The sequence below is a fragment of the Aeromonas sp. Y318-1 genome (assembly GCF_027706125.1).
Classification (GTDB): domain Bacteria; phylum Pseudomonadota; class Gammaproteobacteria; order Enterobacterales; family Aeromonadaceae; genus Aeromonas; species Aeromonas hydrophila.
Map to the genome: position 1 here is coordinate 69,031 of NZ_JAPDCM010000008.1, position 26,530 is coordinate 95,560.

Consider the following 26,530-nt stretch of genomic DNA (forward strand, 5'->3'; position numbering starts at 1 on the left):
CTTACTCCCCTATGGTGATGGTGCAGGTGGTGCCTGCAATCAGCGTCAGCCCGGGCGGCACCTCCAGCAGCTTGATCCGCACCGGCACCCGCTGGGCCAGCCGCACCCAGGGCACATTGGGTTTGACGTCCAGCAGCAGGTTGTCGGCCCCCTCCACGCTCTGATCGTGGATGGCGCGCCCTATGCTCTCCACCTCGCCGCGCAGCCGCTGCTCCCCGCTGTAGAGTACCACCTCGGCCGGTTTGCCCGGCGCTATGTGCCTGAGCTTGGTCTCCTCGAAGTAGCCCTGCACGTAGAAGGAGTGGATGTCCACCAGTGCCACCAGCGGCACGCCGGCGCTGGCATAGTTGCCGACCCGGGTCTGCAGGTTGGTGATGTAACCATCGCTCGCGGCATGCACCCGGGTCTTGGCCAGCGACCATCTGGCCTGCTCCAGATTGGCCTGGGCCACCTGGTAGGCCGCCTTCATCGCCTGGGCATTGAGGCGGGCCTCGTCCACCGCCTCGGCGGAGATGACGCTGCGCGACAGGCCGCTGCGCCGGCTCGCCTCGTGCTCTGCCTTGTCGAGATCCGATTTGGCCTTGGCCAGCGCCGCCTGGGCGTTGTCCAGCGCGATCCGGTAGGGCTCGGGATCCAGGGTAAAGATCTCCTCCCCCGCCTTCACCAGCTGGTTGTCCTTCACCGCTATCTTGATGATCTTGCCCGACACCTCGGGGGTGATGCTGACCAGCTCGGCCCGCACCTTGCCATCCCGGGTCCAGGGTCCCTGCATGTAGTAGTTCCACAGCCACCAGCCCGCCGCCAGCGCCAGCGCACAGACCAGCAGGGTAGAGAAGTATTTGAGGGTCGCGAGGGGTGATTTAGCCATGTAGCAATATCCATAGGGCGCCGCTGACGGCGAGGATAAACAGGGAGAGATCCATCAGCAGGGGATGCCAGACATCCCCGCCGTAGAGCCAGTCACGCAGCAGGTGGTGCACCGGCAGCCAGCCCAGCAGGCCGAGCAGAACCGCCTTGAACAGGGGCGGAAAGTAGAGAGAGGCGCCCAGGATCAGATCCGGCAGTGCTGAAGTTGTCACAAGCGGGCTCCCTGTTGGCAAGCGAGAGAATGCGGACTCACGGCCCGCCATGCGGCGGGTCTGGCAAGATTATCACAGCCCCGCAGGGCGCTACAGGAGCAGATGAGACCCTGTCGGTCAGACCAGCCGGTCCGCCGGATGGTTGATGCCATCGAGCAGCGGCACCTCGCCCAGCTCGAATGGATTGACACCTTCAAGGCAGGCGAGGTTGTAACCATACTGGGCCGGATTGGAGCGGCGCTGATGGTGGGTGTAGATGCCGCAGATGCTGCAAAAATAGTGTTTGGCGGTGCGGGTGTTGAACTGGTAGCAGCGCAGCACTCCCTCCCCCTGCAGGATGCGGATGCCGGACAGCGGCACCGAGGCGACGATGGCGCCCCGGCGTCGGCAGAGCGAGCAGTCGCAGCGGCGCGGATCCACCACGCCATCTGGTAGGCTGAGCTCCAGCACCACGGCGCCGCAGTGGCAGCTGGCTTTGTGTCGCTCCTGAATGGGGGTATTGCCGATGCGCTTGATCATGCTGCCTCCTTGCAGACGGGGTCACATCCTCAGATGTCAATCAAACAGGGTATCCTGCCACCCCTGCAAAAGATGGTCGTACAGGGTGCGCAGTTGGGATTCCACCACCCGATGGCGAGAGAGCGGGGGCAAGTCGTCGATGGGAAAGAACCCCGCCCCTTTGGTTTCATCGGTTTCGTCCAGCAGCTGGCCGCCGGTCACCTCGCACAGGAAGAACGCCTTGTGAGCGTGGGGCAGCTGGGGTGGATGAGGGTGTTTTAGCTTGTCGAACAGCGCCAGCAGCTGCACGGTCCGACACGCCAGGCCGGTCTCCTCCACCACTTCGCGCACCACGGCCTCCGCCGGCGAGTCACCGATGTCGCACCAGCCCCCCGGCAGGGTCCAGCAGCCGTCACTGCGCTCCTGCACCAGCAGGATATGGCCCGCATCGTTCTGAATGAAGGCCCGCACATCCAGCTTGGGAGTGGGATAACCGCGATCGAGGGCGATCCAGTCGCTGATGGCTTGCGGTGCCAGCTCGCTCTGGCTGGCGATGAGCGCCACCGTAGCCGCTCGCAGCGCCTCGAAGCGGCCGATGTCGAAGGGATCGTTGGAGTAGGTGAGCCCAGCCTGCGCCGTGGCCAGCACCTGCTCCAGAAAGGTGGCCAACGGCGGCTGCATGGCTAGAGCCCGAGGAAACGGACGATCTGGGCGGGGTAGCGTTCGAACGCCACGAAGGCGTGGTCGCCGCCGCACTCCAGCGAGAGGCGGGCAAAGCGGTATTCGTCCAGCGCCTTGCGATAGTCGAGCACCTCGTCCTCCTGCTGTTGCAGTACCCAGAGTCGCTCGGGGGCGCTCACCGGCACCGCCAGCGCCCGCAGCTCATCCATGTGCTCAGGCAGCAGTTGATACTGCTCCCCCGTGTAGGGGTTGGTCTGGGGACCGAGGTAGTCGCAGAGCAACTCGTGCGGGCGTACCGCCGGGTTGATCAGGGCGGCGTGGCAGCCGTATCGCTCGCTGACCCGGGTCGCCATAAAGCCGCCGAGGGAGCTGCCCACGGCGCCAAGCTTGAATTCGTTGCCATAACGGCTCTGCAGATCGGCAACTGTCTGCTCGATGGCCGCCCAGGCCGCCGCCGGGGTGTTGGGCTGGGCCGGGATCACCACCTCGATATCGGGTCTGTGCTCAGCCACCCAGGCAGCCATCTGCTGCGCCTTGGCAGAACCGGGCGAGGAGTTGAAACCGTGCAGGTAGAGGAGTACGGGCTTCATCGCGACTCCTCAATAACCGGTGGCATTGGGGTCGGGCACGAACTGCCCCACCGGCAGACGCCACACCTGGCTGGCGATGCGGCCATCCGGGTAGAGGGTGAGGTAGCGCCAGCCCGGGCCGGATTCGTCCAGCGCGAAGCCATCGGAGAGCGGTTTGAACTGGATGCAGGTGGAGGGGCTGGCGATCAGCCGCACCCCGCGGTGCACCTCGTCAAACTCCTGGTGGACGTGGCCGAACAATATGGTCTTCTGCTGCGGGTGGCGGGCCAGCACGGCAAACAGGTCGTCGGCATTCTTGAGATTGTGCTGATCGAGCCAGGCACAACCCACCGGCACCGCCTGATGGTGCAGGGCGATCAGGGCATGGCGCTCGGGATGCTGGCGCAGTGCCTGATCCAGCGCCGCCAGCTGGTGATCCCCCAGCACCCCGTGAGGTTTGCCGCGCACCTGGGTATCCAGCAGGATCACCTGCCAGTGCTCGCCTACCAGCTGCTTGGCCTCGCTGATGCCGGCCGCGTGCAGGTATTCGGTCATCAGGGGGCCGTCATCGTGGTTGCCGGGCAGCCAGTAGATGGGGCGCGCCAGCGGCGCCATCATGGAGGCGAAGCGCTGGTAGGACTCCGGACTGTGATCCTGGGAGAGATCCCCGGTGGCGAGGATCAGATCGAACGGATGGTCATTGGCCTGCACCCGTTCCAGCACGGCAGCCAGGCTCTCGGCTGTGCGCACGGCCAATAGCCGCCCCTCGGCACTCGCGAAGAGGTGGGTGTCGGTAATTTGCAACAGGCGCACACTGCCGTCCTGCGCCTGGGGTAGCTCTGTTTCCAAAATCACGCTTCTTTTTATGAGTTCAACTAGAGGATGTTTATCAGGCTGGTACCATGTCTGAGACAAAATTTTAGCCAATCGGCCAGAAACAGGTTTACCTGCTCCTTTTCATCCCGCTGGTGCATATTTTTATTGGGATAATCATAACGTGGTTGCAACCTTGAAATCTGTTGCGCCGCACACACTTCCGCCATCCGCACGTCATGGTACAAACGAATCTCTATCCGGGCCTGCAAATAACTTGGCAATTCCGGGTTGTGCTGGGCCAGGATCACCTGGCTGGTGAAGCGACTCTCCTCGCTCACCGTGAGCTGGAATTGCAGGCCGTTGCCTACCTGATAGCGGCGTTCGGCCCCTACACTGCCGCCCGGGGGCAGTAGTTTCATCAGGGTCATGTAGTTGACCTCGCAGGTACGCTGCAGGGACATCAAATCAGGCACATAGCGCTTCATCGGGCTCTGGACTAACGACATTTCTCAGCTCCATCAATCCGAGCACATGGATAGTTGACCTCACAAGTACGCTGCAAGGACATCAAATCAGGCACATAGCGCTTGGCCTGGGTATGAACGAGCGCCACCTTAGCGCCCCGCCAGCCAGCGGGCACGCAGCTCGCCGTGATTGAGAGCCAGCCACTGCAAGGCGATGACGGAGGCGGCGTTGTCGATGCGCCCCTCTTTGAGCCAGGCATAGGCCTGCTCGCGGCTCACCACGTGAACCCGGATGTCTTCCCCCTCTTCCGCCAGACCGTGGATCCCCTCGGCCTTGCTGGCATCCACCTCGCCCACGTAAACCTCGATCCGCTCCGTGCTGCCACCCGGGCTCACCAGATAGCTGATGGCGTGCTCGCAGCGGCCGACCTCGATGCCCGCCTCTTCCACCGCTTCGCGCCGCACCACCTCTTCAGCGACCTCACCCGGGTCTATGATGCCGGCCACCAGCTCCAGCAGCCAGGGGGTGGCGCTGGTCTCGATGGCGCCGATGCGAAACTGCTCCACCAGCACGATCTGGTCGCGTACCGGGTCGTAGGGCAGCAGGGCGGCGGCATGGCCGCGCTCGAACAGCTCGCGGACGATGGGCTCGTTCCAGCCCCCTGCAAATAACCTGTGCTGCAGACGATAGACGTTCACTTTGAAGAACCCGTTATATCCTGCTGATTTATCGATGATTTTTACGTCATCGGCAGAGTAGTGACGGGTTTGGGGCAAGGCTTGCTGCGACATACGAGACTCCCGCCAGCTTGACTTGGCTCGGTTAGACCATAAAATCCGGGAATATGAATGAACATTCATTCACTCGCTCCCGTCGGAGATGAGGGATGGATTTTAGCAGCCACAGGGCATTTGGCTAGGCACGAGGGGGAGAAAACTCACCCTCGTTCTTGACGTTCCTGTCGCTGGAAAAGAGACAGTTATCATAAAATTTTGCTTATAGTAGAGTGATTAAGCTGAAATCAAGCTTGCTCAGTGACAATACCCCTCCTTCATCCAGCGACAGCTTTGGGTTAATACATAAGGTTAAAACGATCTATGAAAAGAACACTCTTGTCAGCCATGGTGTTGCTGGGCGTCAGCGCCGGCGCCCATGCCGAAAACCTGCTCGATATCTACCAACAGGCCCAGATCAAGGACACCCAGCTGCTGGAATCCAAAGCCAAGCGTGACCAGGCCTTCGAGAAGATCAACGAATCCCGCGCCGCCCTCTTGCCGCAGATCAACCTGGGCGCCGGTCTGAACTACCTGCAGAACAAGGGTGATACCCAGACCAACAGCAACGCCACCGGTTCCCTGTCGCTGGACCAATCCATCTACCGCCGCAGCAACTGGGTCAACCTGAGCCTGACCGAGAAGAGCGCCACCCAGTCCGACGTGACCTACAACCTCGAAATCCAGAACCTGATGCTGCGTACCGCCCAGGCCTATTTCGACGTGCTCAAGGCGATGGATACCCTGGAGTTTGTGCGCGCCAACAAGGCCGCGGTGGAACGCCAGCTGGAACAGACCCAGCAGCGCTTCGAAGTGGGCCTGACCGCCATCACCGACGTGCACGAAGCCGAGGCCGAGCGCGATCAGGCGCTGGCGGACGAGATCAACGCCGAGAACACCCTGGACAACAGCTACGAGAGCCTGCGCGAGCTGACCGGTATCGACCACCGTCAGCTGGACGTGCTCAACACCGAGCGCTTCAGCCCGCAGAAGACTCCGTTCAACTCCGACAAGTGGCTGGAGCTGGCGCTGGACAAGAACCTGCAACTGCACAGTGCCCGCATCGGCAAGGACATCGCCAAGGAGCAGATCGATCTGGCCAAGACCGGTCATGAGCCGACCCTGGATCTGGGCGCCGGCCTCTCCAGCACCTACAGCGACTACAAGGACGAGATCCGCAACCCGGAGAGCAACGCCAACCAGGCCAACATCGGTCTGAACTTCAAACTGCCGCTCTACAGCGGCGGGGCAACCACCTCCCAGGTCAAACAGTCCCAGTTCAACTACGTGGCCGCCAGCGAACAGCTGGAGCGCAGCTTCCGCAACGTGCAGAGCACGGTACGCTCCTCCTACAACAACGTGAACGCCAGCATCGGCTCGGTGCGCGCCTACGGCCAGTCGGTTATCTCCGCCGACAGCGCCCTCAAGGCGACCGAGGCCGGTTACGAAGTGGGTACCCGTACCATCGTCGACGTGCTGGACTCCACCCGCAAGCTGTACCAAGCCAAGCAGAAGCTCTCCGAGGCCCGCTACAACTACATCCTCAGCATCCTCTCCCTCAAGCAGGCCGCCGGCACGCTGGAACAGAAGGATCTGGAAGACGTGAACCAGGGGCTGATGCCCGCCGCTCAGGCCAAGAACAAGTCCTGATCCGGTTCATGACGACAAAAAGGCGACCAGAGGGTCGCCTTTTTCATGTCTGTTCGCCGCCAAGAGTGCGTTGGCCGGGCCTACCAGGCAACATCATGTCGCCGGCCCGGCAGCCCCATCAAAAAACCCGGCCTTGGCCGGGTTTTGCGCTTAGCCGCGTTCGCGGATGGTCTTGATGATGTCGCTGGTGGAGCAGCCATCCTCGAAGTTGAGGACCCTCACCTCGCCGCCGTTGGCGGTCACCTCGGCGTAGCCGGCAATCTCTTCCGGCTTGTAGTCGCCGCCCTTGACCAGCAGGTCCGGCAGCACCTCGGCGATCAGCCGCTGCGGGGTATCCTCGGAAAAGGGAACCACCCAGTCCACGGCACCCAGTGCGGCCAGCACGGCCATCCGGCGCTCGGTCGGATTGACCGGACGACCCGGCCCCTTGAGGCGGCGCACCGACTCGTCGGTGTTGACCGCCACGATCAGGCGATCCCCCAGCTTGCCGGCATTGGCCAGGTAGGAGACGTGACCAGCGTGCAGGATGTCGAAGCAGCCGTTGGTCATCACCACCTTCTCGCCACGCAGACGGGCGGCCTGCACGGCAATCTTGAGCTGTGCTTCGGACATGACGCCAAAGCCGGTCTCCTGCTCGGTGTAGAGGGCGTTGGCCAGCTCGACCGGGCTGACGGTGGAGGTCCCCAGCTTGCCGACTACGATGCCGGCGGCGGTGTTGGCCAGGGCACAGGCTTCGTCCAGGCTCTTGCCGGCGGCCAGCGAGGTGGCCAGGGTGGAGATGACGGTATCACCGGCACCGGTCACGTCATACACCTCGTGGGCCTGGGCCGGCAGGTGCAGCTCGGGTTGGCCTTCACGGATCAGGGTCATGCCGTTCTCGGAACGGGTGACCAGCAGGGCCTCCAGCTCGAAGCGCTTGACCAGCTCCAGCCCCTTGGCAACCAGCTCCTCTTCGCTCTTCACCTTGCCCACCACGGCCTCGAACTCGGACATGTTGGGGGTCAGCAGGGTGGCGCCGCGGTACTTCTCGAAATCGGTCCCCTTGGGATCGACCAGCACCGGGATCCCGGCGGCGCGGGCGCGCTGGATCATGCCGGGCACGTCGTTGAGGGCGCCCTTGCCGTAGTCGGAGAGGATCATCACGTCGCTGTGCGGCAGCGCCTGCTCGACCTTGCCCATCAGCAGGGTGGAGTCCACATCGTGGAAGGCCTCTTCAAAGTCCAGACGCAGCAGCTGCTGGTTGCGCGACAGCACGCGCAGCTTGGTGATTGTCGGGTAGTCGGCCAGACGAACGAAGTCACAGGCGACCTTGACGCCGGCCATCTGGCCAGCCAGGGCATCGGCGGCCTCATCCTGACCGGTCAGACCCAGCAGCACGGCATGGGCGCCCAGCGCGGCGGAGTTGAGCGCCACGTTGGCGGCGCCACCCGGGCGCTCCTCAATGTGTTCAACCTTGACCACGGGCACCGGTGCCTCGGGCGAGATCCGGCCGGTGGGGCCATGCCAATAACGGTCCAACATGACATCGCCAACGACCAGAACGCGGGCTTTTTCAAACTCGGGCAGGGTGATCTTCATCTGTATCGACTCTCAAAACCTGAAAAATCAGTCGCCGATTTTATCACACTCTTTTATTTGAGGGAGAAAAAGCAAACCTGCGGTTTCCATTAAGAATGCGGAAGGAAACCCGTAGTTACAGTTCGCGCCTCGCGGAGAAGCCGCAAGCAGCCCCTCTGACCAGCACATAGCCATTCGCCCCCGACCCCGCTTTTCGGCTAGAATCCCCGCTTGCGAATAAAACGATCCGTTCAGGATCCCCACGTGCCTTTATCGCCTCCCCTTATTCGACCGGGCTTGCCCGGTGCATGGCGATTGCGAACAAGAGACTTTTCATGGCCCACGACAATGCTCCCCGCCTCGAACCCCGCCTGTTTCATCCCCGCTACTGGGCCAGCTGGTTCGGCCTCAGCCTGCTCTGGCTGCTGGTGCTGTTGCCCTGGCGCAGCCAGATGTGGCTGGGACGCCAGCTCGGCAGTCTGGCCCGCAAGCTGCTGAAATCCCGCGTCAAGATTGCCCGCCGCAATCTGGAACTGGCGATGCCCGAGCTGACCAAGGATGAGCGCGAGAAACTGCTCAAGCAGAATTTCGAGAGCGTGGGCTGCGCCATCTTCGAAGTCGGCATGGCCTGGTTCTGGCCAGACTGGCGGATGCGCAACCTGATGAAAGTGGAAGGGGAAGAGCACGTCATCGCCGCCATGGAGAAGGGTCAGGGCATGCTGCTGCTCTCCTGCCACTTTCTCACGCTGGAGCTCAATGCCCGCTGCTTCGGCCTGGTACGGCCCGGGGTCGGCGTCTACCGTCCCAACACCAACCCGGTGCTGGAGTATGCCCAGTACCACGGCCGCTGCGCCTCCAACAGATACCTGGTGGACCGGATGGACGTGAAAGGGATGATCAAGGCGCTGCGCAACGGCGATGCGCTCTGGTATGCGCCGGATCATGACTACGGCAGCCATGCCAGCGTGTTCGTGCCCTACTTCGCGGTCGAGCAGGCAGCCACCATCACCGGCACCGCCACCCTGGCGCGAGTGAAAAATACCGTCACCCTGCCCTGCTACAACATTCGCACCAGCGAGGGTTACACCCTACATATCGGGGCGCCGCTCGCCGACTATCCCAGCGGTGACGACCTGGTCGATGCGACCCGCGCCAACCGCGAGATAGAAGCCGCCGTGCGCAAGGCGCCGGAACAGTACATGTGGCTGCATCGCCGCTTCAAGACCAGACCCAACCCGGATGATGCGGGCTATTACTGAGTGGGAAAAAACCGAAAAAGCCGCCGAAAGGCGGTTTTTTCTGGCCTGTCGCCGGTAAAGGGTTTTCATTCGTGGCTGAATATTTTATTAATGGCCCTGCCGAGCGGCGGGCCCCGGCCCGCCAGCAATACCAATAACGAAGGGAAGCGAACATGAAAGCCACTCTTTTGCTGGGCGCCCTGTGCGCATTGACCGGCTGCAGCCAGCAGACCCACAACGTCCATCTGACCTCCCTCCCCTTAAGCGATCTCAAGGAAGTGAACGCCCAGTGGAGCCCGCTCACCCGGATGGAGTCCCGCTACCCCAAAGAGGCCATCCTGGCCGGGCAGACCGGTTGCAGCTCGCTCGAGTACGTGATCAACCCGGCGGGACGGGCCGAACAGATCCGGGTGCTGGACAGCAGCGACCCGCAGTTCAGCGACGCCGCCATCGCCGTGCTGCAGCAGTGGCAATGGCAGGCCACCCCCACCAACTCGCAGCACATTCCGGTAAAATCCCGTACCCGCTTCGAATTTTGCATCGAGCACAACGGCCAGCCCTGCGACACCAGTGAACTGGAACTGCGCTGCCAGGGGGAAGACGTGGTGCGCAGCACCGGACTGGTCTACACCCAGGTCTGACTCAGCCGTGCAGGCCTACAATGCCAGCCCCGCTGGCCCCATCGACAGCTAAAGAAAAAGGTGAGCCAGGCTCACCTTTTTGAATTGCAACCGCCGCGGCGCGCGGCTCATCCCCCTTGCCGGTGCAACCAGGCGGCGATGGCCAGTTGCAGGCGCACATAGTCGGCCTGAAGGAACAGGGCCGGCAACGCCTGCTGCCAGTCGGCCTGTCCGGCGACCGAGGCCAGCCGCGGCCCGAACCAGGTTAGCTCCACCAGCCAGTCCGCTGCCGGCAACCTGCCAGCCGCCTCGGCAATCAGGTCCATGCCCAGGCGCAGCTGCTGCAACGCCAACCCCTGCGCCTCGGCGCTCGTCTGTTCCAGCCAATACTGCTCGTGGTGCTGCCAGTGCTGCAGGCCGAGAGCGATACGCTCGGCCGCACTCAGGTCGGTCAGCGTCGGCAAGGCTTGCAGTCCCAGTGGCTTGCCGAGCCCAGCCAGCCGATAACCACGCAGGGCCTTGGACTGAGCCCCGAGCCGCAGGCCGCCAAGCCCGGCCAACTGCTCTGCCAAGCCGAACAGGGCACTCGCCTCGCCGGATTTGAGCTCAAGCTCAAGCTCGTCGATGCGACTCTTGCCGAGCACGCCGACGATCTCCCCTTGATCCCAGGCCAGCTCAATTTCGGCTCCCTCGAAGGCGATCAACCAGTGGCGACGCTGGAAGTCGGTACGAAACTGGGCCACCAGGGCTCCCTGGATTGCATCGCGAGCGGAAAGACTCGGCCAAATCTCGTCAGGAAAAGCGTCAAGCGCGGGCATATCGCCAGCGACCGGAGCATTGTATTCAGGTCTGGCATGCAATCCGCCCACCGCCTGGCCCCGACATTTAATCGTCTGCTCGGCGAAATCATCGCTGCGACGGATCCGCAATCCCATCTCCAGGCGGCGCAAACCCAGCGCTGGCGTATCAAAATAGACATTGCCGAGCTCGGCTTGAGAGTTGGATATAATTTCCAGTGAATTCAGAAGGTTGAAAAAAGGCTGTCGAATATCTCGGGAGACAAAAAACTTTATCTCGATCTCAGTTTGCATAGTCATTCCGGGCTGGCAGGCAACTTTGGGGGGCGTGATGCTAAGCGCGAGGATATAATGCCTGCGATACATCAGGATTAATTCACGGTTTTATTGATGGCGCAGTTCGGTTACCATGCGCCCCTCATAAAATCGTATCGAGTGTTTTTTCACCGACACAGGTTTGGCCATGCCAGTAAATACTATTTTGGGGCTTTTTGCCAAGTCCCCCATCAAGCCGCTGCAGAAGCATATCGTCAAGGTTCACCAGTGCTCCCAGCAGTTGGTCCCCTTCTTTGATGCCGTTGCCGAAGACCGTTGGGAAGATGCCGAGAAGATCCGGCAGCAGATTGCCCAGCTGGAAAAAGAAGCAGACATCCTCAAGCGTGAAATTCGTCTGAAGCTGCCTCGCGGCCTGTTCCTGCCGGTTGCCCGTACCGACCTGCTCGAACTGCTGACCCAGCAGGACAAGATTGCCAACCGTGCCAAGGATATTTCCGGCCGCATGCTTGGCCGCAAAATGGAATTCCCCTCCGAGATGCGTGCCGATTTCATGGCCTATCTCAAACGCTGTATCGATGCGACCGCCCAAGCCGAGAAAGCCATCGGAGAACTCGATGAGCTGCTCGAAACCGGCTTTAAAGGACGTGAAGTTGAAATGGTTGCCGAGATGATCCACCAGCTGGATCTTATCGAGGACGATACTGACACCATGCAGATCGGGCTGCGCCAACAGCTGCAAGCCGTTGAGCAGAAATACAATCCGATCGACGTTATGTTCCTCTACAAGATCCTCGAATGGGTAGGTGACCTGGCAGATCAGGCCGAGCGCGTTGGCGCCCGTCTGGAACTGATGCTGGCTCGTTCGTAATCGACTGACTGGGTAAACACTGAATGGACATTATCGCGAATTACGGCACCACCCTGGTGCTCGTGGCGGCCTTGTTCGGCTTTTTGATGGCCTGGGGTATCGGCGCGAATGACGTCGCCAACGCCATGGGCACGTCGGTCGGCACCAAATCCCTGACCATCCGTCAGGCCATCATCATCGCCATGATCTTCGAGTTTGCCGGTGCCTATCTGGCCGGCGGCGAAGTGACCGCTACCATCCGCAACGGCATCATCGACAGCAACGCCTTTGCCGATACGCCGGATCTGCTGGTGCTCGGCATGATCGCCTCCCTGCTGGCCGCCGGCGCCTGGTTGATCCTGGCCTCTTACTTCGGCTGGCCCGTCTCCACCACCCACTCCATCATCGGCGCCATCGTCGGTTTCGCCGTGGTGAGCATTGGCCCGGAAGCGGTGCAGTGGAGCAAGTTCGGCGGCATCGTCGGCTCCTGGATCATCACTCCGGCCATATCCGGCGTCATCGCCTACTTCATGTTCATCAGCGTGCAGAAGCTCATCTTCAACACCGATGATCCGCTGAACAACGCCAAGCGCTACGTGCCCTTCTACATGTTCCTGACCGCGCTGGTGATCTGCCTGGTGACCATCAAGAAGGGGCTGACCCACGTCGGTCTGCACCTGACCGATGGCGAGGGCATCCTGCTCTCCATCGCCATCTCCATCGCGGTGGCGTTTGCCGGCTGGCTCTACATTCGTGGCCAGCAGTACAACCCGCAGGATGACAGCAAGATGCACTTCGCCAACGTGGAGAAAGTGTTCGGCATCCTGATGATCATCACCGCCTGTGCCATGGCCTTTGCCCACGGCTCCAACGACGTGGCCAACGCCATCGGTCCGCTCTCCGCGGTCGCCTCCATAGTCGCGGCCGGCGGCGAGATCGGCGGCAGCTCCCACATCGCCTGGTGGATCCTGCCGCTCGGCGGCATCGGCATCGTCATCGGTCTGGCCACCATGGGCGAGAAGGTAATGGCCACCGTCGGTACCGGCATCACCCACCTGACCCCGAGCCGCGGCTTCGCCGCCCAGCTGGCCACCGCCGCCACCGTGGTGATCGCCTCCGGCACCGGTCTGCCCATCTCCACCACCCAGACCCTGGTCGGTGCGGTCATGGGCGTGGGTCTGGCGCGCGGCATAGCGGCGCTGAACCTGGGCGTGCTGCGCAACATCGTGGTCTCCTGGGTCATCACCCTGCCCGCTGGCGCCATCCTTGCCATCGCCATCTTCTACGTGCTGCAGATCTGCTTCTCCTGAGGCGCGCTGCAATGAAAAGCCCGGGTCATTGACCCGGGCTTTTTTTATCTCGGCGCGCTCATCCACACCTTGGGGACGCGAGCAACTTGCATCACCCGCCCCACAGGCGCAGACTGTTTGGCCTTGTTTCGACTCAAGGCACCCATCATGACGCCAGCCATCAACCTGCTGAAGAAGCTCAAGATCCCCCACAAGCTCTACCCCTACGAGTGCGAAGCCCACGACGACTTCGGCAAGCATGCCGCGACCCAGCTCGGCCTGCCGGAGGCCCAGGTGTTCAAGACCCTGATCGCCCATCACGACAAGCAGGCGGTGGTGGCCATCGTCCCCTCGTCCGGCCTGTGCAGCCTCAAGCAGCTGGCCAAGGCCACCGGCCTCAAGAAGGTGGAGATGATGAAGCCGGCGGAGGCGGAGAAGCTGACCGGCTACAAGGTCGGCGGCATCAGTCCGCTGGCCCAGAAGAAGCTCTTGCCCACCGTGCTCGACGACTCGGCCATGCAGTTTGACGAGATCCTGGTGAGCGGTGGCAAGCGCGGCCTCTCGGTGGGGGTGGCACCCGCTGACATGCTGCGCCTGATGAAGTGGATCGCCGCCCCCATCGGGGAATAGAGGCGTGAGCGGGCCTGCCACTGCGCAGGCCCGCCCGGCCAGTCTCGTTTACGGGAGCATGCCCAGTGCGCGGCGGCCATGGTCGTTCAGATCGGCCAGGGTGAAGCGCCCCTGCCAGCCAGCCTCGTAATCTTCGCGGGGGAAGTCGCCAGGCGAAGTCCCCTGCTCCAGCGCCTGCCGCACCAGGCGCGCATAGGCCATGTTCTTCTCGCAACGGGGCGCCGCCGGAATATACATGACGTTGCCCCACCCCTGCTGCTGCTCCACCGCTGCCACGCCGTGGATCAGGTCGCAGTGCCACCAGACCGAATCCCCTGCCGTCACCGCCGGGATCGAGGTCATCGCCCGCAGCAACAGCGGGTGCCAGGTCTCGGAGACCGGCAGCACCTTGCCCGGCGCGACACCGCACAACTCATCCTCCGGCACGTCCGGCTGCAGCGGCCGCAGCAGCACGTAGGCCATCGCCTCGGGGATCGGCACCACGTGCAGCAATCCCTGCCCCGGCAACATGTCGGAGAGCGCCGTCCACCCCTGGAAGGTACGAAACACCGAGCACTTGGTAGTGTTCTCCACACTGTACTCCTCGACTTCGGTGCGATGGGCCGCATCCCAGGGATCGTAGGCGGCGAGCTCTCCCCGGAAAATCGGCGCAAACACCCGCTGGTAGGCCGGCAGCAACCAGCGCTCGAGGGCCCCCGAGTCGGTATGGGCACCCAGCCCGCGAGAACAGGTACCGGGCGGACGGCGGCGAATGCGATCGGGATAGATGATGCTCACGTCCGGGTCGAACCAGTTTGTCCCATCCGGCCGCTCGAACTGCCACAGGCGGTTCAGGAACGACTGCACGGTCGCCATCTCGTCGCTCTGGCGCGCCTCCATCTGGGCCCGTGACCAGTAGATGGGATAGATCTCGGGGCGCGACGCGGCAAGGGAGCCGAAGAAACTGTCGCCGGGACCGCGATACAGCTCATCAAAACGGTTGAGATCCAGGTAGTCGAGCATGTCGCGATCCCAGGCCAGCGCCCGTTCGCGAGCAAAGTGCCCGCGGATCACCAGGCAGCCACGCCGCCGTATGGCTGCACGTTCGGCCTCGCCGACCTGGCCCACCGCCAGCGCCTGGTAATCCAGCTCTGGCCACACCGGCTCACCACGGGCTCGCAACGCCTCCACCTCTGCCACCCGCGCCTCGATGCGGCGGCTGACCTCGGCAAAGACAGCCTCCACGTCGCCGAGTTGTGCGCGCAGGGCTTGTTTCATCTGACGGATGGCCGCCTTGTGATCGGCGGGCAACTGGGTATGGCTGACGCTCATCTTGCCTCCTAGATAATGGACGAAAGCCAGCAAGCAAATTTCGTTCGAAATAACATCTAATTTCAAAAACAAGATACATTAAAAAAATGTTAATACAATCCTCGCCGCACTCGAGCAGTGAAGGCGCAGCCAAGAAGCAGTGCAGAGAGAGAAGCGAAGGAAGATCAGCAGCGAGCAGAAAAGACGGCAAAAACAACAGGGCGGCCATGGCCGCCCTGGTTTATTCAAGCGCCGCGCAAGGCGGCCGTGAGGGTCGAGAGGCGCAGGCGCTGGTGCCCCTGTGCATCGAAGTTGTCAGGCGCCAGCCAGCGCGCAAAGCAGGTCTGCAGCGCCGGCCACTCGCTGTCGATCACCGAGAACCAGGCGGTATCGCGCGTGCGCCCCTTGTCCACCCGGCTCTGGCGAAAGGTCCCCTCGTAGCTGAAACCAAGGCGCAGCGCCGCCTGCCAGGAGGGCTGGTTGAAGGCATTGCACTTCCATTCGTAACGCCGATAACCGAGGGCAAAAGCATTGGCCATCATCAGCGCCATGGCCGCCGTCGCCAGCCGCGAGCGCTGCAAGGCCGGGGAAAAGTGCAGCCAACCCACCTCGATGCTGCCGGCCAGGGGGTCGATGCGCAGGTAGCTGGCCAGCCCCAGCGGCTGTTCACCATCCTGGTCGAAGATGGTGTAGAACTGGGGATCGCTCTTGGCGGCGCACTCTCGCAGCCAGACCAGCATGTCCGCCTCTGTTGCGTATGGGCCTGTGGTCAGGTAGGTCCACATGGCCCCACTGTCGGCGCTGAAGGACTGCCACAGGCCGGGGCCGTGTCGCTCAGGATCCAGCGGCTCCAGCCGGCAACCCCAGCCGTTGAGGGAGCGACGGGGCGGAAACTCGGCGCCTCGCCAGTCGGGCAGCGGCGCACCGACCGGCTGGCCGAACTCGTTCAGATGGATATCAGCAGCCACAGGCAATCCCCCCCGTTTGCAGCACGCCCGCTTCGCTACCGGTGGCGACGGCAAAGCCGTCCTGCCGCCACCAGTGCAGCCCGCCGATCAGCTCCTTGACCTGAAAACCGAGCGCCGCCAGCTTGTAGGCGCCCCGGGTCGAGCCGTTGCAGCCGATGCCGTCGCAATAGCAGACATAGACCTTGTCCCGCGCCAGCGCGGCCGTGGTGGCCGGGTTCATGGTGGAGTGGGGGAAGCTGATGGCGCCGGGGATGTGTCCCTCGGCATAGTGACCGGCAGAACGGGTGTCGATGACCACGATCCGCTCTTCACCGGCCAGCAGATCGGCGGCCAGATCCGCCGGGTCGGTGCGCAAGGCCAACTGGGCCTCGAAGAAGAGGCGGGCTTGTTCGGCACTGGCCAACCCGCTGCTCAATACATGACTCATAGTGACGCTCCTTGTACTCAAACCCGGATCCGGGTGGTGATGTCGGTGGTGACCGAGTTGGCGATGAAACACTCCTCGTGTGCCTGATGGTGCAACTGCTCCAGCGCGGCCAGCTCCGGCTGACGTTCACCGCCGAACTGCACCAGCGGCTGCAGGGTGACCCGGGTAATGGCCTGACGACCGCGGGCATTGGCTTCCATGATGCCCACCGCCTCGTCCCGGTAGCTCTCCACCAGATAGCCTGCCCTGGCCGCCAGCCAGAGGAAGGTGAGCATGTGGCAGCTGGAGATCGCCGCGACGAAGGCCTCTTCCGGGTCGACGTTTTCAGCCACCGACCAGGGCAGCGGCACCACGTGGGGAGACGAGGAGGCGGGCACCCTGACGCCGCCGTCGAACTCCCACCAGTGGGCCCGGCTGTACCCTTGATCGACGAAGGGCTCGCTGGCCCCGCGCTGCCAGCTGATGGTGGCGCTGTACTCCGACATGCAGACTCCTTTCATTGCCAATAGTTGTGAATCCCGAACCTTGAGCCTCACTGTAGCGACATAATGGCCTTGCCACGCCGACCAATTTTGCCAATATGAGCAGACCAATTAGTGCCCGGGAGATCCCCATGCCTGCCCTGCCCACCCTGTTTGCCACCCAGCAAGCCAGCGATCTGCCGCTGCACGAACAGCTGGTCCGCACCCTGCGCTCGGCCATGCTGGCAGGCCACCTGCCCCAGCACAGCCGGCTGCCCGCCAGCCGCATGCTGGCCGCCGATCTGGGGGTCTCCCGCAGCACGGTGGAGCAGGCCTATGGCCGGCTGGAGGCAGAGGGTTATCTGGTGCGCAAGGTGGGGGCCGGCAGCTTCGTGGCACTGGCCGCGGTCTCCCCGACTCCTCGCCCGCCCCAGTCGGCAGCCGGTCTGTCGCGCCGAGGCCAGGAGATGGCCGACAGCGGCGCCTGTCACGACGTGCCCGAGGTAGGCCGCTCCTTTGCCTCCAGCCAGCCGGATCCCCGCCTCTTCCCCCAGCCCCTGTGGGGCCGGTTGATGCAGCAGCAGTGGCGCCGGCACGCCGGTGACTGGATGAATTACGGGGAGCCGCAGGGGCTGGAGGCGCTGCGCGGTGCCATCAGCAGCTATCTGGTACAGTCGCGCGGCGTGGTGTGCGAGCCGGACCAGATCCTGATCCTCACCAGCTCCCAGCAGGGGATCCTGCTGGCGACCCAACTGCTGATCGATGCCGGCGATACCGTCTGGGTGGAGGATCCCGGCTACCCCGGGGCCCGCACCGCCATGGAGAGTGCCGGCGCCCGGGTGCACCCGGTGCCGGTGGATGGAGAGGGGCTCAACCCGCAGGGGGAACACCCGGCGCCGCGGCTCATCTACACCACGCCAGCCCACCAGTATCCGCTCGGCGTGCCCATGAGCCTGCCGCGGCGGATGGCGCTGCTGGCCGAGGCCGAGCGGCACGGCGCCTGGATCCTGGAAGACGACTACGACGGCGAGTACCAGTACGATCAGCGGCCGCTTCCCGCCCTGCAGGGGCTGGATAGTCAGGGGCGGGTGCTCTACGTGGGCACCTTCAGCAAGGTGTTGTTCGGTTCGCTGCGCCTCGCCTACCTGGTGCTGCCCAGGCCACTGATGGAGTCCTTCTGTCGGGCCCGGGCCGCGGTCGACGGCCACAGCAACCAGCTGCTGCAGGCGGTCACCGCCGACTTCATCCGCGCCGGCCACTTCGCCACCCACCTGCGCCAGAGCCGGCTGGTCTACCAGAGCCGCCGCGACCTGCTGTTGGCCGAGCTGGCCAGCCACTGCCCCCCCCTCACCCCCATTCACAGCGGGGCCGGCCTGCAGTGCGCCGTGCTGCTGCCCCCCGGCGGCGAGGCACGCTGGACAGAGACCGCCAACGCACAGGGGCTGGGGCTGCGCCCCCTCGGCCAGTTCTACCTGGGCCCACCGACGCAGGAGGGGTGGCTGCTCGGCTTTGCCTCCCTCGACAACCAGGCCCTGCGCCGTCTCTGCCGCCAGCTGGGCAGCCTGCTGGCTACCCGCTGAAGGGGGCCCGTCTGCTCAGCCTTGGGGGCCGGTTTGCCCCTGCTCGCGGCAGAGCGCCAGCCAGGCCTCGGCGGTGCGGGAGAGATAGCGCTCGCTCGGCCAGATCACCCCGAGCCGCCAGCTCAGCTCGGGCACCAGCGGTCGCAACACCAGCCCGTCCGGCGCCAGCCGCCGGCAGATGGGCTCAGGCAAAAAGGCGACCCCCATGCCGCTGCGCACCATGGCAGTGAGAAAGTCCCACTGGCTGCTGCGCGCCGCCACCTGGGGCTCGAAGCCGGCTACTCGGCACGCCTGCTCCAGCCGCTCGCTCAGGGTGAAGGCCTGGGTGTAGAGCAAGAAGGGCTCGTCGCAGAGCGCCTCCAGCCGGATGTCAGGGCTATCGCGCCAGCGCGGCAGGTCGGGCAGCACCACCTGGATCGGGTACTGGTCCAGCTCCAGCGCACTGAGGGCGCCCCCCTCCTTGGTCGGCAGCATGGTGATGGCGAGATCCAGCTCCCCTTCCAGCACCGCCTGCTCAATGCGCCGGCCGCCGTACTCGACGATGGAGAGCTCGACCTTGGGGTAGCGACTGCGGTAGGCACGGATCAGATCGGCATAGACGTGGCCCACCATGGGCGGAATGCCGAGTGCCAGCCGGCCGAATTGCAGGCTCTGCAGATCGGCGAGCTCCGCCTCCAGCTGCTGCATCTCGGCCAGAATGGTCTGGGCCCGGTTGAACAGCACCCGGCCGCTGTCGGTCAGGGTGAAGCGGCGCCCCGCGCGGCTCAGCAGGGGCTGACCCAGCTCCTCCTCCATGTTGCGGATCATCTTGCTGATGGTGGGCTGGGTGACGAACAGCTTCTCGGAGGCGCGGGTGAAGCTCTGTTCCCGCACCAGTTCGACAAAGTAACGCAGGGCGCGGATGTCCATGGCTCTCTCCTGGTGGACGGCAAAACCTGATCATGCATCTTTGGCATGATTTTGATAATTTAAATTCATTTTTTGCAGGTTTGGCCTCTCTCTATACTGTGAGCAAGTTCACAGAAAGACCTAGATCATGAAAGCCCTCTGTATTCGCTGGTTCCAGACCCCCTTCCAAATCGCCCTGCTGGCCGCCATCTGGCTGCTGGCCGATCTGGCGGTACGTACCTTCCATCTGCCGCTGCCTGCCAACCTCACCGGCATGCTGGCCCTGCTGGCCTTGATCCTGCTCGGCGTGGTCAAGACCCACTGGTTCAGCGCCGGCGCCCGCTGGCTGCTGGCCGAGATGCTGCTGTTCTTCGTGCCGGCGGTGGTGGCGGTGGTCAACTATCAGGATCTGCTGCTGCAGGAGGGGTGGCGCATCATGGTGGTACTGCTGCTCAGCACCATACTGGTGCTCGGCACCACGGCGCTGGTGGTGGACCGGGTCTATCGCCTCGAGTTGAAACTGGCCCGCCGGAGTCGTCGTCATGTCTGATACCCTGCTCGGCTTGCTCTGCTTCGCCCTCACCCTGCTGTTCTACTACGCCAGCAAGTGGCTCTACGGCAAGAAACGCATCCTGCCCCTGATGCCGCTGCTGCTGGCCCCCACCCTGCTGGTGGCGGTGGTGATGCTGTTCCACATCCCCTATCAGGACTACATGGCCGAATCCCACTGGCTGCTGTGGCTGCTGGGGCCGGCCACCGTCGCCTTCGCGGTGCCGGTCTACGAGAACCGCCAGCTCATTCACCGCCACTGGTTGTCGCTGTCGGTAGGGGTGGTCGCCTCGGTGGTGATGGCGGTGGGCAGTACCGTGCTGCTGGCCCGCTGGCTCGATCTCTCCGACATGCTGCAGCGCAGTCTGGCGATGCGCTCCATCACCACCCCGTTTGCGGTGGAGGCGACCCGCGCCATCGGCGGCCAGACCGATCTCACCGCCCTGTTCGTGGTGCTGACCGGCGTCATCGGCATGGCGGTCGGCGAGAGCGTGCTCACCCTGCTGGCCATTCGCAGCCGACTCGGCAAGGGCGCCGGGTTTGGTGCCTCGGCCCACGGCGCCGGCACCGCCAAGGCCTATCAGATGGGCAACGAGGAGGGGGTAGTCTCCAGCATGGTGATGATGATCGCCGGCATGGTGACCGTGCTGCTGGCGCCCCTGCTCGGCCAGCTGTTCTGGTAACCAACTCGTCGGTAAAAGCCGGGTTTCCCGGGCCCAGGCCCCCAGCCTTGGCGCCACAGCCGCTACACTCAACTCAATGTGACAGCAGTGAGCGGTATGATGAACCACAGAGTGATGATCCTCGGGCTGCTGGCCGGCAGCCTGTTCTTCTCCCCCCTTCTGCCGGCCCTGGACATAGTGACCCACGTCAGCCCGGAGAGTGAGCGGGACCTGCGCACCCTCTACGGCCAGCAGCTGCTGCAACTGGCGCTGGAGAAGACCCGCGACAGCTTCGGCGACTACGAGTTGCGTCCGGCCCCGCCCATGAGCCGGACCCGGCTGCGCCAGGTGCTGCAGTACAACCTCTATCCCAACCTGCTGGCCATCGACAGCTTCCCGCGCCCGGAGGGGAGCCACGATCTCGACTACGTCCGCTTTCCGGTGGATCTCGGCATCCTCGGCTATCGCATCTGCTTCGTCAGCCCCAAGCAGCAGCAGGCCGTGGCCCAAGTCCGTACCCTGCACGAGCTGCAGCAGTTCAGCCATGGCCAGGGCCGCGGCTGGCAAGATGCCGACATACTGCGCAGGGCCGGTTTCAAGGTACAGGAGGTGGAGGGATACGAGCGGCTGTTCAAGCTGGTGGTGCGCGGCCGGGTGGATCTGTTCTGCCGGGGAGCCAATGAGCTACTGACCGAGCTGGATACGCACCGAGATCTGCAAAAATTGACGGTCGACCAGCATCTGGCGCTCTACTACCCCTTCATCCACCTCTTCTACAGCCACAAGGACAACCAGCACGCACTTCGCCGGGTCCAGGCCGGTCTGCAACTGGCCTGGCGGGACGGTTCACTGCAGGCGCTCTGGCTCAAGACCTTCAAGCCGGCGCTGGATTTCGCCAGGCTGGACCAGCGGCTGCTGTTCAGGCTGGACAACCCCTTGCTGCAGGGACTCGACTTCGATTACCAGCCCTACCTTTACGATCCCCTCACCCAGCGCTTCGGACCCGGCGAGCCGGCCAGCGGCAAGCAGTGACTCTGGCGGCTCCCCGCTCACCGCCGGGGAGAGCCACTACACTCAGAGGAGTCTCACCCTTTCACAGGAGCTCATGATGCACTGGACCCCGCTGCTCGCCCTGCTGCTGGCACTGCCCGTGCTGGCCAGCCCGACCCTGTTCACCTACATGAGTCCGGAGAGCGAGCACGATCCCAGAAGCACCTATGATCGCGAGCTGCTGCGCCTGGCACTGGAAAAGACCCGCGTCAGCCATGGCGACTACCGGATGCAGGCCGCGCCCCCCATGACCCTGGCCCGGATGTGGGTCAGCCTGCGCTTCAACGACTACCCCAACCTGTTCGCCATGGACAGTTACCGCTCCGACCGGGACATGAGCGGCATCGACTACGTGCGCTTTCCCATCCACCTCGGCATCGTCAGCTACCGCATCTGCTTCGTCAGCCCCGAGCAGCAGAGCGCCGTCGCCGGAGTGACCAGCCTGGAGGGGCTCAAGCGCTTCGACATCGGTCAGGGCAAGGGCTGGCTCGATGTGCAGATCCTGCAGCGAGCCGGTTTCAAGGTGCAGGAGGTGGAGGGCTACGAGCAGTTGTTCAAGATGGTGGCGCGTAGCCGTTTCGCGCTCTTCTGCCGCGGGATCAACGAGTTGCCCCAGGAGAAACTGAACCACCGGGATGTACCCGGGCTGGTGATGGATGAGAGCGTGGCGCTCTACTATCCGCTGCCCAGGGTCTTCTTCACCCACAACAGCAACCGGCAGGCCATCGCCCGGGTACAGCAGGGGCTCAAGGCAGCCTGGCGCGACGGCTCCCTGCAGGCGCTCTGGCTGAAGACCTTCAAACCCTCCCTGAGCTTCGCCCACCTCCATACCCGCCGGCTGTTCCGGCTGGAAAACCCCTACATCAAGGGGATCGACTTCAACTATCAGGCCTACTTCTACGACCCCGTTCAGGAACGCTTCGGCCCAGGTGAATAGCCGCTCGCAGTGCAGACGCAGCAATGAAAAAGCCCGGGTCATTGACCCGGGCTTTATTGTCCATGCCTCGTCTCCACACCTCGTCAATCCTCGAGGAAGGTCCACTCATCGCGCACCCGGCTGATGGCATCGAGCCGCCGCTTGGCCAGCTGCTCGCGAATAGCCTCCCCCTTGAATCCGGCTGCCACTATCTCCTGCACCGGCACGGCCTGGGCCGCCGCCAGCGCCTGCGCCACATAGTCGGGCTCGGCATAGACCCGCTCCTCGAAGCCGGTGCGGCCGTGAAAGTCGGCGCGGCAGGCGTCCAGCAGCTGGGCAAAGCGCTCCGGCCTGCGCCAGGCATCGGCCTTGTCGAATACCTTGAGCAGGGTCGCGGGCTTGAGCTCGAAGGCGATGTGGATATGGGTGTGCAGGTCGCTCACCAACAGCGCCAGATCGCGGCACTCGTTCGGTACCCGGAAACGCTCGCAGAAGTCGCGGATGAGCGGTAGCCCCTTCTGGCCATGGCCATGGTGGCTCGGCCAGAACTCCGGGGGGGTCAGCCCCTTGCCAAAGTCGTGGCACAGCGCCGCGAAGCGCACCGCCAGCTCGGGGGAAAGCCGGCAGGCCTGTGCCAGCACCATCATGGTGTGGATGCCGGTATCGATCTCCGGGTGCCACTTGGCGGGGGCAGGCACCCCGAACAGGGCATCCAGCTCGGGGAACAGCGCAGCCAGGGCGCCGCACTCGCGCAGCACCTCGAAGAACACCTGTGGGGTCGGTCCCAGCAATACCTTCTCCAGCTCCTTCCAGACTCGCTCCGGGGTCAGGTGAGCCAGCTCGCCGGTCTCGGTCATCTCGCGCATCAGTGCCAGCGTCTCGGGGGCCACCACGAAGCCCTGGGCGTGGAAGCGGGCGGCGAAGCGGGCCACCCGCAGAATGCGCAGCGGATCTTCAGCAAAGGCGGGGGAGACGTGGCGAAGCAGCCGTTGTTTCAGATCCTCGATGCCGCCATAGGGATCGTGCAGTTGTCCCGTCTCATCCTCGGCGATGGCGTTGACGGTGAGATCCCGGCGCAGCAGATCCTGCTCCAGCGTCACCTCCGGCGAGGCGTGGCAGACGAAGCCGGTATAACCGCGACCCTGCTTGCGCTCGGTGCGGGCCAGCGCGTACTCCTGCTGGGTCTTGGGGTGCAGGAACACGGGAAAATCGCGGCCCACCTGGGTAAAGCCCAGCGCCAGCATCTGTTCCACGGTCGCCCCGACCACCAGGTGATCCCTGTCGCCCTGCGGCAATCCCAGCAGGCGATCCCGCACTGCGCCCCCAACCAGATAAGTCTGCAAGCTGTGTCTCCCTTGATAAACCTGTCCCGATTATACCGGTTTGACCGGTGGAGACTATGGCTGCCCCTATCCCCCGTCGGCGGGACGAGCCCATGACGGCCCAGTGAGAGGCAAAACGCCCCTCGCCACCAGCCTCGCCAGCCAACCCGGCAGCGCCCTTTCTCCCGCCGGCAAATCAGGGTGCGCGCTGGCCCCCCTTATGGCATCCGGGTCTTTGACATCCCTCTGGGGAGGCTTTAACCTGCCGCCCATAACAACGGAATGGATCCTTATGTACACACAGTTCTTCGGTCTGTCGGAGCACCCGTTCTCCATCTCGCCCAATCCCAAATACCTCTACATGAGTGAACGCCACGGGGAAGCCCTCGCCCACCTCAACTACGGGTTGCAGGATGGGGGCGGCTTCGTGCTGCTGACCGGGGAAGTGGGCACCGGCAAGACCACCGTCTCCCGCTGCCTGTTGCAGCAGTTGCCGGCCGAGACCGAGATCGCCTACATCCTCAATCCATCCCTGACCGAACGAGATCTGCTGGCGGCCATCTGCGACGAATTCCAGCTGGCCTATGGCCAGGATGCCGGCCTCAAGCAGCTGTTCGACCTCATTCGCGATCACCTGCTGGCCAATCTGGCGGCAGGCAAGCGCAGCGTGGTGCTGGTGGACGAAGCCCAGCACCTGCTGCCCGGCGTGCTGGAACAGCTGCGCCTGCTCACCAACCTGGAGACCGACGAGAAGAAGCTGCTGCAAGTGGTGCTCATCGGCCAGCCCGAGCTGCAGCAGATGCTGCGCCAGCCCCTGCTGCGCCAACTGGCCCAGCGCATCACCGCCCGCTACCACCTGCTGCCGCTCTCCTGCCAGGACGTGGACGCCTATGTCCGCTTTCGCCTGCAGGTGGCCGGCTGCGTGCAGCCCATCTTTACCCCCAAAGCTATCCAGACCCTGCACCGCCTCTCCGGCGGCATCCCGCGCCTCATCAACCTCATCTGCGACCGAGCCCTGATCGCCGCCTTCGCCCGCGGCAGCCACAAGATAGTGCACGGCGACATCAGCCTGGCGGCCTTCGAGGTGAGCGGCATCCGTGACGAGGGGACCTGGCAGTCCGGCTTGATGGTGGCGCTGATCGGCGCCTTGCTGGTGGCCACCGGCTGGTGGGGCTGGCAGTTCTTCGGCTTCTTCCCGACCCGCCCGGTGGTCACGGTGGAGGTGCCGGTCAAGGTGGACGACACCCCGGAGCAGCAGGAGCAGCTGACCCGCGCCATCAATCAGGCGCTGGAACCGGACAGCGCCATGCAGAATCTCTACAAGGTGTGGGGCTACCAGACCGAGCTGGAAGAGGCGACCTGCGACAACGCGCCGCGCGCCGGCCTGCGCTGCCAGGAGGGCGAGGCCTCCCTGGCCGATCTGCAGGCACTACAGTATCCCGCCCTCGTCAGCCTGACCGACGAGACCGGCGGCACCTATTACGCCACCCTGGTCAACCTCGGGCCCGACAAGGCCAACCTGCTCATCGGCAACCAGAGCTGGCAGGTGGACAGGCAGTGGCTGAGCGATTACTGGGGCGGCAGCTACACCCTGCTGTGGCGCATGCCCAAGGGTGGTGTCACCCTGATCGGCAACAACGCCGGACCCAGCCAGGTGCAGTGGCTCGACAACGCCCTCAGCCGGGCCCTGCAGCAACCGGATCGCAAGGTCCGCCGCTTCGATGCCGAGCTCAAGACCAAGCTGCAGCAGTTCCAGCGCGCCCAGGGGCTGAACCCGGACGGCATCGCCGGCAGCAACACCCTGCTGCGCCTCAACGTGATGGCTGGCGAACCCATGCCCAAGCTGGAAGACCCAGCCCAGCGGGCCAGCAAGCCGGCCAGGCTGGACCCGGCAGAGGATGACGATGCCATGAACACACTGTCGGAGGAGGCTTCCTGATGTCCACCCTGCTCAAGGCGCTGCGGCGGGCCGACCAGCCCCAGTTCACCCCGCACATCCCGGCAATGGGGCTGCCGGTCAGCCAGGAAGAGGAACAACCCAGACGCTGGATCTGGTGGCTGCTGGCCCCGCTGGCGCTGGTGATGGGGGCCTCCGCCAACTACGGCTGGCACCTGCTCAACAACCGCCCCATCGAGAAGACGGTGGAGGTGAAGGAGGTGGTGACGCCGCCCTTCGTGCGGGTCGAGCCCAGGCCGATGATCACCCGTCCGCTGCCACCGCCGCCGCCCGAACCCGTGGTCATCCCCAAAGCCGATGCCCAGCCTGCACCGGCGCCCGCCGACAGCAGCCAGGGGCTGGCCGAGCGCATCCTCAATGCCCTCAACAGCACCCCGTTGCAGCAGAGCGCGCCACCACAGGTGCCGGCCGAACTGCAGGCCACGCCGCTCAGCGCCCTGCCGCAGGCGCTCCGCCAGCAGGTGCCGCCGCTGGCCTACGGTGCCCACGTCTTCTCCTCCAACCCGGCCAACCGGGCCGTGACCCTGAACGGACGCACCTACCGGGAAGGCAGCGAGGTCGCCCCCGGCGTCACCCTGCTCGCCATCGCCCAGGATTACATCATCCTGCAGGTGGGCGGCCAGAACGTCAGCCTCAAGGCGCTGCAGGACTGGCGCGGCTGAAGCGCGCCCCTGC

At 64.1% G+C, this 26,530-nt stretch carries 29 protein-coding genes; 13 read left to right on the plus strand and 16 right to left on the minus strand.

The window, feature by feature from the left end:
• Position 1 precedes the first annotated feature (1 nt).
• The 8 genes from OKB87_RS13145 to nudF form a co-directional block, all read right to left on the minus strand.
• Positions 2-868 (minus strand): efflux RND transporter periplasmic adaptor subunit, encoded by an 867-nt coding sequence (locus OKB87_RS13145; RefSeq protein ID WP_017782514.1) that lies wholly within the window; start codon positions 866-868, stop codon positions 2-4.
• Entirely contained in the window at positions 861-1,130 is a 270-nt protein-coding gene (locus OKB87_RS13150; protein WP_043158843.1) for a DUF1656 domain-containing protein, read from the minus strand. Before OKB87_RS13150 ends, OKB87_RS13145 begins: the two co-directional genes overlap by 8 nt.
• A 66-nt stretch (positions 1,131-1,196) precedes the next feature.
• Positions 1,197-1,598, minus strand: coding sequence for a GFA family protein (locus OKB87_RS13155; protein ID WP_270827695.1), 402 nt, complete (start codon positions 1,596-1,598; stop codon positions 1,197-1,199).
• A gap of 36 nt (positions 1,599-1,634) precedes the next feature.
• Positions 1,635-2,258 (minus strand): NUDIX hydrolase, encoded by a 624-nt coding sequence (locus OKB87_RS13160; RefSeq protein WP_270827697.1) that lies wholly within the window; start codon positions 2,256-2,258, stop codon positions 1,635-1,637.
• A 2-nt stretch (positions 2,259-2,260) separates the two neighbouring features.
• Complete coding sequence (locus OKB87_RS13165; RefSeq protein ID WP_254197419.1) at positions 2,261-2,848, minus strand: YqiA/YcfP family alpha/beta fold hydrolase; 588 nt, start codon at positions 2,846-2,848, stop codon at positions 2,261-2,263.
• 9 nt (positions 2,849-2,857) lie between these two features.
• The gene (gene cpdA, locus OKB87_RS13170; protein WP_011707475.1) at positions 2,858-3,676 is read right to left on the minus strand and encodes a 3',5'-cyclic-AMP phosphodiesterase; all 819 of its coding nucleotides are present in this window, start codon (positions 3,674-3,676) and stop codon (positions 2,858-2,860) included.
• Between the two features lie 26 nt (positions 3,677-3,702).
• Positions 3,703-4,149: a DUF1249 domain-containing protein gene (locus OKB87_RS13175; protein WP_017409511.1), complete on the minus strand. Its 447-nt coding sequence runs from the start codon at positions 4,147-4,149 to the stop codon at positions 3,703-3,705.
• A 108-nt stretch (positions 4,150-4,257) separates the two neighbouring features.
• Positions 4,258-4,899: an ADP-ribose diphosphatase gene (gene nudF / locus OKB87_RS13180; protein ID WP_016352088.1), complete on the minus strand. Its 642-nt coding sequence runs from the start codon at positions 4,897-4,899 to the stop codon at positions 4,258-4,260.
• Between the two features lie 306 nt (positions 4,900-5,205).
• Here nudF and tolC point away from each other — a divergent pair, with 306 nt between their 5' ends.
• Complete coding sequence (gene tolC, locus OKB87_RS13185; protein ID WP_029302135.1) at positions 5,206-6,531, plus strand: outer membrane channel protein TolC; 1,326 nt, start codon at positions 5,206-5,208, stop codon at positions 6,529-6,531.
• Between the two features lie 150 nt (positions 6,532-6,681).
• On the opposite strand, the gene hldE is transcribed toward tolC, so the two are convergent.
• Entirely contained in the window at positions 6,682-8,109 is a 1,428-nt protein-coding gene (hldE, locus tag OKB87_RS13190; RefSeq protein WP_024943164.1) for a bifunctional D-glycero-beta-D-manno-heptose-7-phosphate kinase/D-glycero-beta-D-manno-heptose 1-phosphate adenylyltransferase HldE, read from the minus strand.
• 314 nt (positions 8,110-8,423) lie between these two features.
• Here hldE and lpxL point away from each other — a divergent pair, with 314 nt between their 5' ends.
• Both lpxL and OKB87_RS13200 read left to right on the plus strand, forming a co-directional pair.
• Positions 8,424-9,347, plus strand: coding sequence for an LpxL/LpxP family Kdo(2)-lipid IV(A) lauroyl/palmitoleoyl acyltransferase (gene lpxL, locus OKB87_RS13195; protein ID WP_270827699.1), 924 nt, complete (start codon positions 8,424-8,426; stop codon positions 9,345-9,347).
• 152 nt (positions 9,348-9,499) lie between these two features.
• Positions 9,500-9,967 (plus strand): energy transducer TonB, encoded by a 468-nt coding sequence (locus OKB87_RS13200; protein WP_270827700.1) that lies wholly within the window; start codon positions 9,500-9,502, stop codon positions 9,965-9,967.
• Positions 9,968-10,074: 107 nt separating this feature from the next.
• On the opposite strand, the gene OKB87_RS13205 is transcribed toward OKB87_RS13200, so the two are convergent.
• Entirely contained in the window at positions 10,075-11,037 is a 963-nt protein-coding gene (locus OKB87_RS13205; protein WP_270827701.1) for a CYTH domain-containing protein, read from the minus strand.
• A gap of 169 nt (positions 11,038-11,206) precedes the next feature.
• Between OKB87_RS13205 and OKB87_RS13210 the strand changes: the two genes are divergently transcribed.
• From OKB87_RS13210 to ybaK, 3 genes are all read left to right on the plus strand, one after another.
• Entirely contained in the window at positions 11,207-11,887 is a 681-nt protein-coding gene (locus tag OKB87_RS13210) for a TIGR00153 family protein (protein WP_005305357.1), read from the plus strand.
• A gap of 23 nt (positions 11,888-11,910) precedes the next feature.
• A complete protein-coding gene (locus OKB87_RS13215; protein WP_016352095.1) occupies positions 11,911-13,176 on the plus strand; it encodes an inorganic phosphate transporter in 1,266 nt (421 codons plus the stop codon).
• Between the two features lie 147 nt (positions 13,177-13,323).
• Positions 13,324-13,785 (plus strand): Cys-tRNA(Pro) deacylase, encoded by a 462-nt coding sequence (ybaK, locus tag OKB87_RS13220; RefSeq protein ID WP_029302130.1) that lies wholly within the window; start codon positions 13,324-13,326, stop codon positions 13,783-13,785.
• Between the two features lie 48 nt (positions 13,786-13,833).
• Here the strand turns inward: ybaK and OKB87_RS13225 are convergent, their stop codons facing one another.
• The 4 genes from OKB87_RS13225 to OKB87_RS13240 all read right to left on the minus strand — a co-directional run bounded on the left by OKB87_RS13225 (position 13,834) and on the right by OKB87_RS13240 (position 16,955).
• On the minus strand, positions 13,834-15,096 hold the full coding sequence (locus tag OKB87_RS13225) for a DUF1479 domain-containing protein (RefSeq protein ID WP_270827702.1): 1,263 nt from the start codon (positions 15,094-15,096) through the stop codon (positions 13,834-13,836).
• A 224-nt stretch (positions 15,097-15,320) separates the two neighbouring features.
• Entirely contained in the window at positions 15,321-16,043 is a 723-nt protein-coding gene (locus OKB87_RS13230; protein WP_270827703.1) for a GNAT family N-acetyltransferase, read from the minus strand.
• The gene (locus OKB87_RS13235; RefSeq protein WP_118880349.1) at positions 16,033-16,470 is read right to left on the minus strand and encodes a rhodanese-like domain-containing protein; all 438 of its coding nucleotides are present in this window, start codon (positions 16,468-16,470) and stop codon (positions 16,033-16,035) included. The genes OKB87_RS13230 and OKB87_RS13235 overlap by 11 nt, the downstream gene beginning before the upstream one ends.
• A gap of 17 nt (positions 16,471-16,487) precedes the next feature.
• Entirely contained in the window at positions 16,488-16,955 is a 468-nt protein-coding gene (locus tag OKB87_RS13240) for an OsmC family protein (RefSeq protein ID WP_045788948.1), read from the minus strand.
• A gap of 128 nt (positions 16,956-17,083) precedes the next feature.
• Between OKB87_RS13240 and pdxR the strand changes: the two genes are divergently transcribed.
• Positions 17,084-18,511: a MocR-like pyridoxine biosynthesis transcription factor PdxR gene (gene pdxR / locus OKB87_RS13245; RefSeq protein WP_270827704.1), complete on the plus strand. Its 1,428-nt coding sequence runs from the start codon at positions 17,084-17,086 to the stop codon at positions 18,509-18,511.
• 15 nt (positions 18,512-18,526) lie between these two features.
• On the opposite strand, the gene OKB87_RS13250 is transcribed toward pdxR, so the two are convergent.
• Positions 18,527-19,420 carry a LysR family transcriptional regulator gene (locus OKB87_RS13250; RefSeq protein ID WP_270827705.1) on the minus strand — a complete coding sequence of 298 codons (894 nt, stop codon included), beginning with the start codon at positions 19,418-19,420 and terminating at the stop codon, positions 18,527-18,529.
• A gap of 127 nt (positions 19,421-19,547) precedes the next feature.
• Here OKB87_RS13250 and OKB87_RS13255 point away from each other — a divergent pair, with 127 nt between their 5' ends.
• From OKB87_RS13255 to OKB87_RS13270, 4 genes are all read left to right on the plus strand, one after another.
• Positions 19,548-19,949 (plus strand): CidA/LrgA family protein, encoded by a 402-nt coding sequence (locus OKB87_RS13255; RefSeq protein WP_011707491.1) that lies wholly within the window; start codon positions 19,548-19,550, stop codon positions 19,947-19,949.
• Entirely contained in the window at positions 19,942-20,631 is a 690-nt protein-coding gene (locus OKB87_RS13260; protein WP_106551699.1) for an LrgB family protein, read from the plus strand. Before OKB87_RS13255 ends, OKB87_RS13260 begins: the two co-directional genes overlap by 8 nt.
• Before the next feature lie 96 nt (positions 20,632-20,727).
• Positions 20,728-21,642 carry a hypothetical protein gene (locus OKB87_RS13265; protein ID WP_270827706.1) on the plus strand — a complete coding sequence of 305 codons (915 nt, stop codon included), beginning with the start codon at positions 20,728-20,730 and terminating at the stop codon, positions 21,640-21,642.
• A gap of 76 nt (positions 21,643-21,718) precedes the next feature.
• Positions 21,719-22,597: a hypothetical protein gene (locus OKB87_RS13270; protein WP_146062736.1), complete on the plus strand. Its 879-nt coding sequence runs from the start codon at positions 21,719-21,721 to the stop codon at positions 22,595-22,597.
• 83 nt (positions 22,598-22,680) lie between these two features.
• Here the strand turns inward: OKB87_RS13270 and OKB87_RS13275 are convergent, their stop codons facing one another.
• Positions 22,681-23,919 (minus strand): multifunctional CCA addition/repair protein, encoded by a 1,239-nt coding sequence (locus OKB87_RS13275; RefSeq protein ID WP_270827707.1) that lies wholly within the window; start codon positions 23,917-23,919, stop codon positions 22,681-22,683.
• A gap of 271 nt (positions 23,920-24,190) precedes the next feature.
• Here OKB87_RS13275 and exeA point away from each other — a divergent pair, with 271 nt between their 5' ends.
• Together exeA and exeB are read left to right on the plus strand one after the other, a co-directional pair.
• The gene (gene exeA / locus OKB87_RS13280) at positions 24,191-25,837 is read left to right on the plus strand and encodes a type II secretion system protein ExeA (RefSeq protein WP_039214015.1); all 1,647 of its coding nucleotides are present in this window, start codon (positions 24,191-24,193) and stop codon (positions 25,835-25,837) included.
• A complete protein-coding gene (exeB, locus tag OKB87_RS13285; RefSeq protein ID WP_242797373.1) occupies positions 25,837-26,517 on the plus strand; it encodes a GspB family T2SS assembly factor variant ExeB in 681 nt (226 codons plus the stop codon). The genes exeA and exeB overlap by 1 nt, the downstream gene beginning before the upstream one ends.
• Positions 26,518-26,530 lie beyond the last annotated feature (13 nt).

Excerpts from the sequence above, each read along its gene's own strand:
- OKB87_RS13150 (WP_043158843.1), bottom strand. The coding sequence starts at position 1,130 with ATGGCGGGCCGTGAGTCCGCATTCTCTCGCTTGCCAACAGGGAGCCCG.
- OKB87_RS13160 (WP_270827697.1), bottom strand. The coding sequence starts at position 2,258 with ATGCAGCCGCCGTTGGCCACCTTTCTGGAGCAGGTGCTGGCCACGGCG.
- OKB87_RS13260 (WP_106551699.1), top strand. The coding sequence starts at position 19,942 with ATGTCTGATACCCTGCTCGGCTTGCTCTGCTTCGCCCTCACCCTGCTG.
- OKB87_RS13205 (WP_270827701.1), bottom strand. The coding sequence starts at position 11,037 with ATGCAAACTGAGATCGAGATAAAGTTTTTTGTCTCCCGAGATATTCGA.
- ybaK (WP_029302130.1), top strand. The coding sequence starts at position 13,324 with ATGACGCCAGCCATCAACCTGCTGAAGAAGCTCAAGATCCCCCACAAG.
- OKB87_RS13225 (WP_270827702.1), bottom strand. The coding sequence starts at position 15,096 with ATGAGCGTCAGCCATACCCAGTTGCCCGCCGATCACAAGGCGGCCATC.
- pdxR (WP_270827704.1), top strand. The coding sequence starts at position 17,084 with ATGCCTGCCCTGCCCACCCTGTTTGCCACCCAGCAAGCCAGCGATCTG.
- nudF (WP_016352088.1), bottom strand. The coding sequence starts at position 4,899 with ATGTCGCAGCAAGCCTTGCCCCAAACCCGTCACTACTCTGCCGATGAC.
- OKB87_RS13210 (WP_005305357.1), top strand. The coding sequence starts at position 11,207 with ATGCCAGTAAATACTATTTTGGGGCTTTTTGCCAAGTCCCCCATCAAG.
- lpxL (WP_270827699.1), top strand. The coding sequence starts at position 8,424 with ATGGCCCACGACAATGCTCCCCGCCTCGAACCCCGCCTGTTTCATCCC.
- OKB87_RS13145 (WP_017782514.1), bottom strand. The coding sequence starts at position 868 with ATGGCTAAATCACCCCTCGCGACCCTCAAATACTTCTCTACCCTGCTG.
- OKB87_RS13200 (WP_270827700.1), top strand. The coding sequence starts at position 9,500 with ATGAAAGCCACTCTTTTGCTGGGCGCCCTGTGCGCATTGACCGGCTGC.
- OKB87_RS13155 (WP_270827695.1), bottom strand. The coding sequence starts at position 1,598 with ATGATCAAGCGCATCGGCAATACCCCCATTCAGGAGCGACACAAAGCC.
- OKB87_RS13255 (WP_011707491.1), top strand. The coding sequence starts at position 19,548 with ATGAAAGCCCTCTGTATTCGCTGGTTCCAGACCCCCTTCCAAATCGCC.
- OKB87_RS13175 (WP_017409511.1), bottom strand. The coding sequence starts at position 4,149 with ATGTCGTTAGTCCAGAGCCCGATGAAGCGCTATGTGCCTGATTTGATG.
- OKB87_RS13235 (WP_118880349.1), bottom strand. The coding sequence starts at position 16,470 with ATGAGTCATGTATTGAGCAGCGGGTTGGCCAGTGCCGAACAAGCCCGC.
- OKB87_RS13250 (WP_270827705.1), bottom strand. The coding sequence starts at position 19,420 with ATGGACATCCGCGCCCTGCGTTACTTTGTCGAACTGGTGCGGGAACAG.
- OKB87_RS13270 (WP_146062736.1), top strand. The coding sequence starts at position 21,719 with ATGCACTGGACCCCGCTGCTCGCCCTGCTGCTGGCACTGCCCGTGCTG.
- tolC (WP_029302135.1), top strand. The coding sequence starts at position 5,206 with ATGAAAAGAACACTCTTGTCAGCCATGGTGTTGCTGGGCGTCAGCGCC.
- OKB87_RS13265 (WP_270827706.1), top strand. The coding sequence starts at position 20,728 with ATGATGAACCACAGAGTGATGATCCTCGGGCTGCTGGCCGGCAGCCTG.
- hldE (WP_024943164.1), bottom strand. The coding sequence starts at position 8,109 with ATGAAGATCACCCTGCCCGAGTTTGAAAAAGCCCGCGTTCTGGTCGTT.
- OKB87_RS13215 (WP_016352095.1), top strand. The coding sequence starts at position 11,911 with ATGGACATTATCGCGAATTACGGCACCACCCTGGTGCTCGTGGCGGCC.
- OKB87_RS13240 (WP_045788948.1), bottom strand. The coding sequence starts at position 16,955 with ATGTCGGAGTACAGCGCCACCATCAGCTGGCAGCGCGGGGCCAGCGAG.
- exeA (WP_039214015.1), top strand. The coding sequence starts at position 24,191 with ATGTACACACAGTTCTTCGGTCTGTCGGAGCACCCGTTCTCCATCTCG.
- OKB87_RS13165 (WP_254197419.1), bottom strand. The coding sequence starts at position 2,848 with ATGAAGCCCGTACTCCTCTACCTGCACGGTTTCAACTCCTCGCCCGGT.
- exeB (WP_242797373.1), top strand. The coding sequence starts at position 25,837 with ATGTCCACCCTGCTCAAGGCGCTGCGGCGGGCCGACCAGCCCCAGTTC.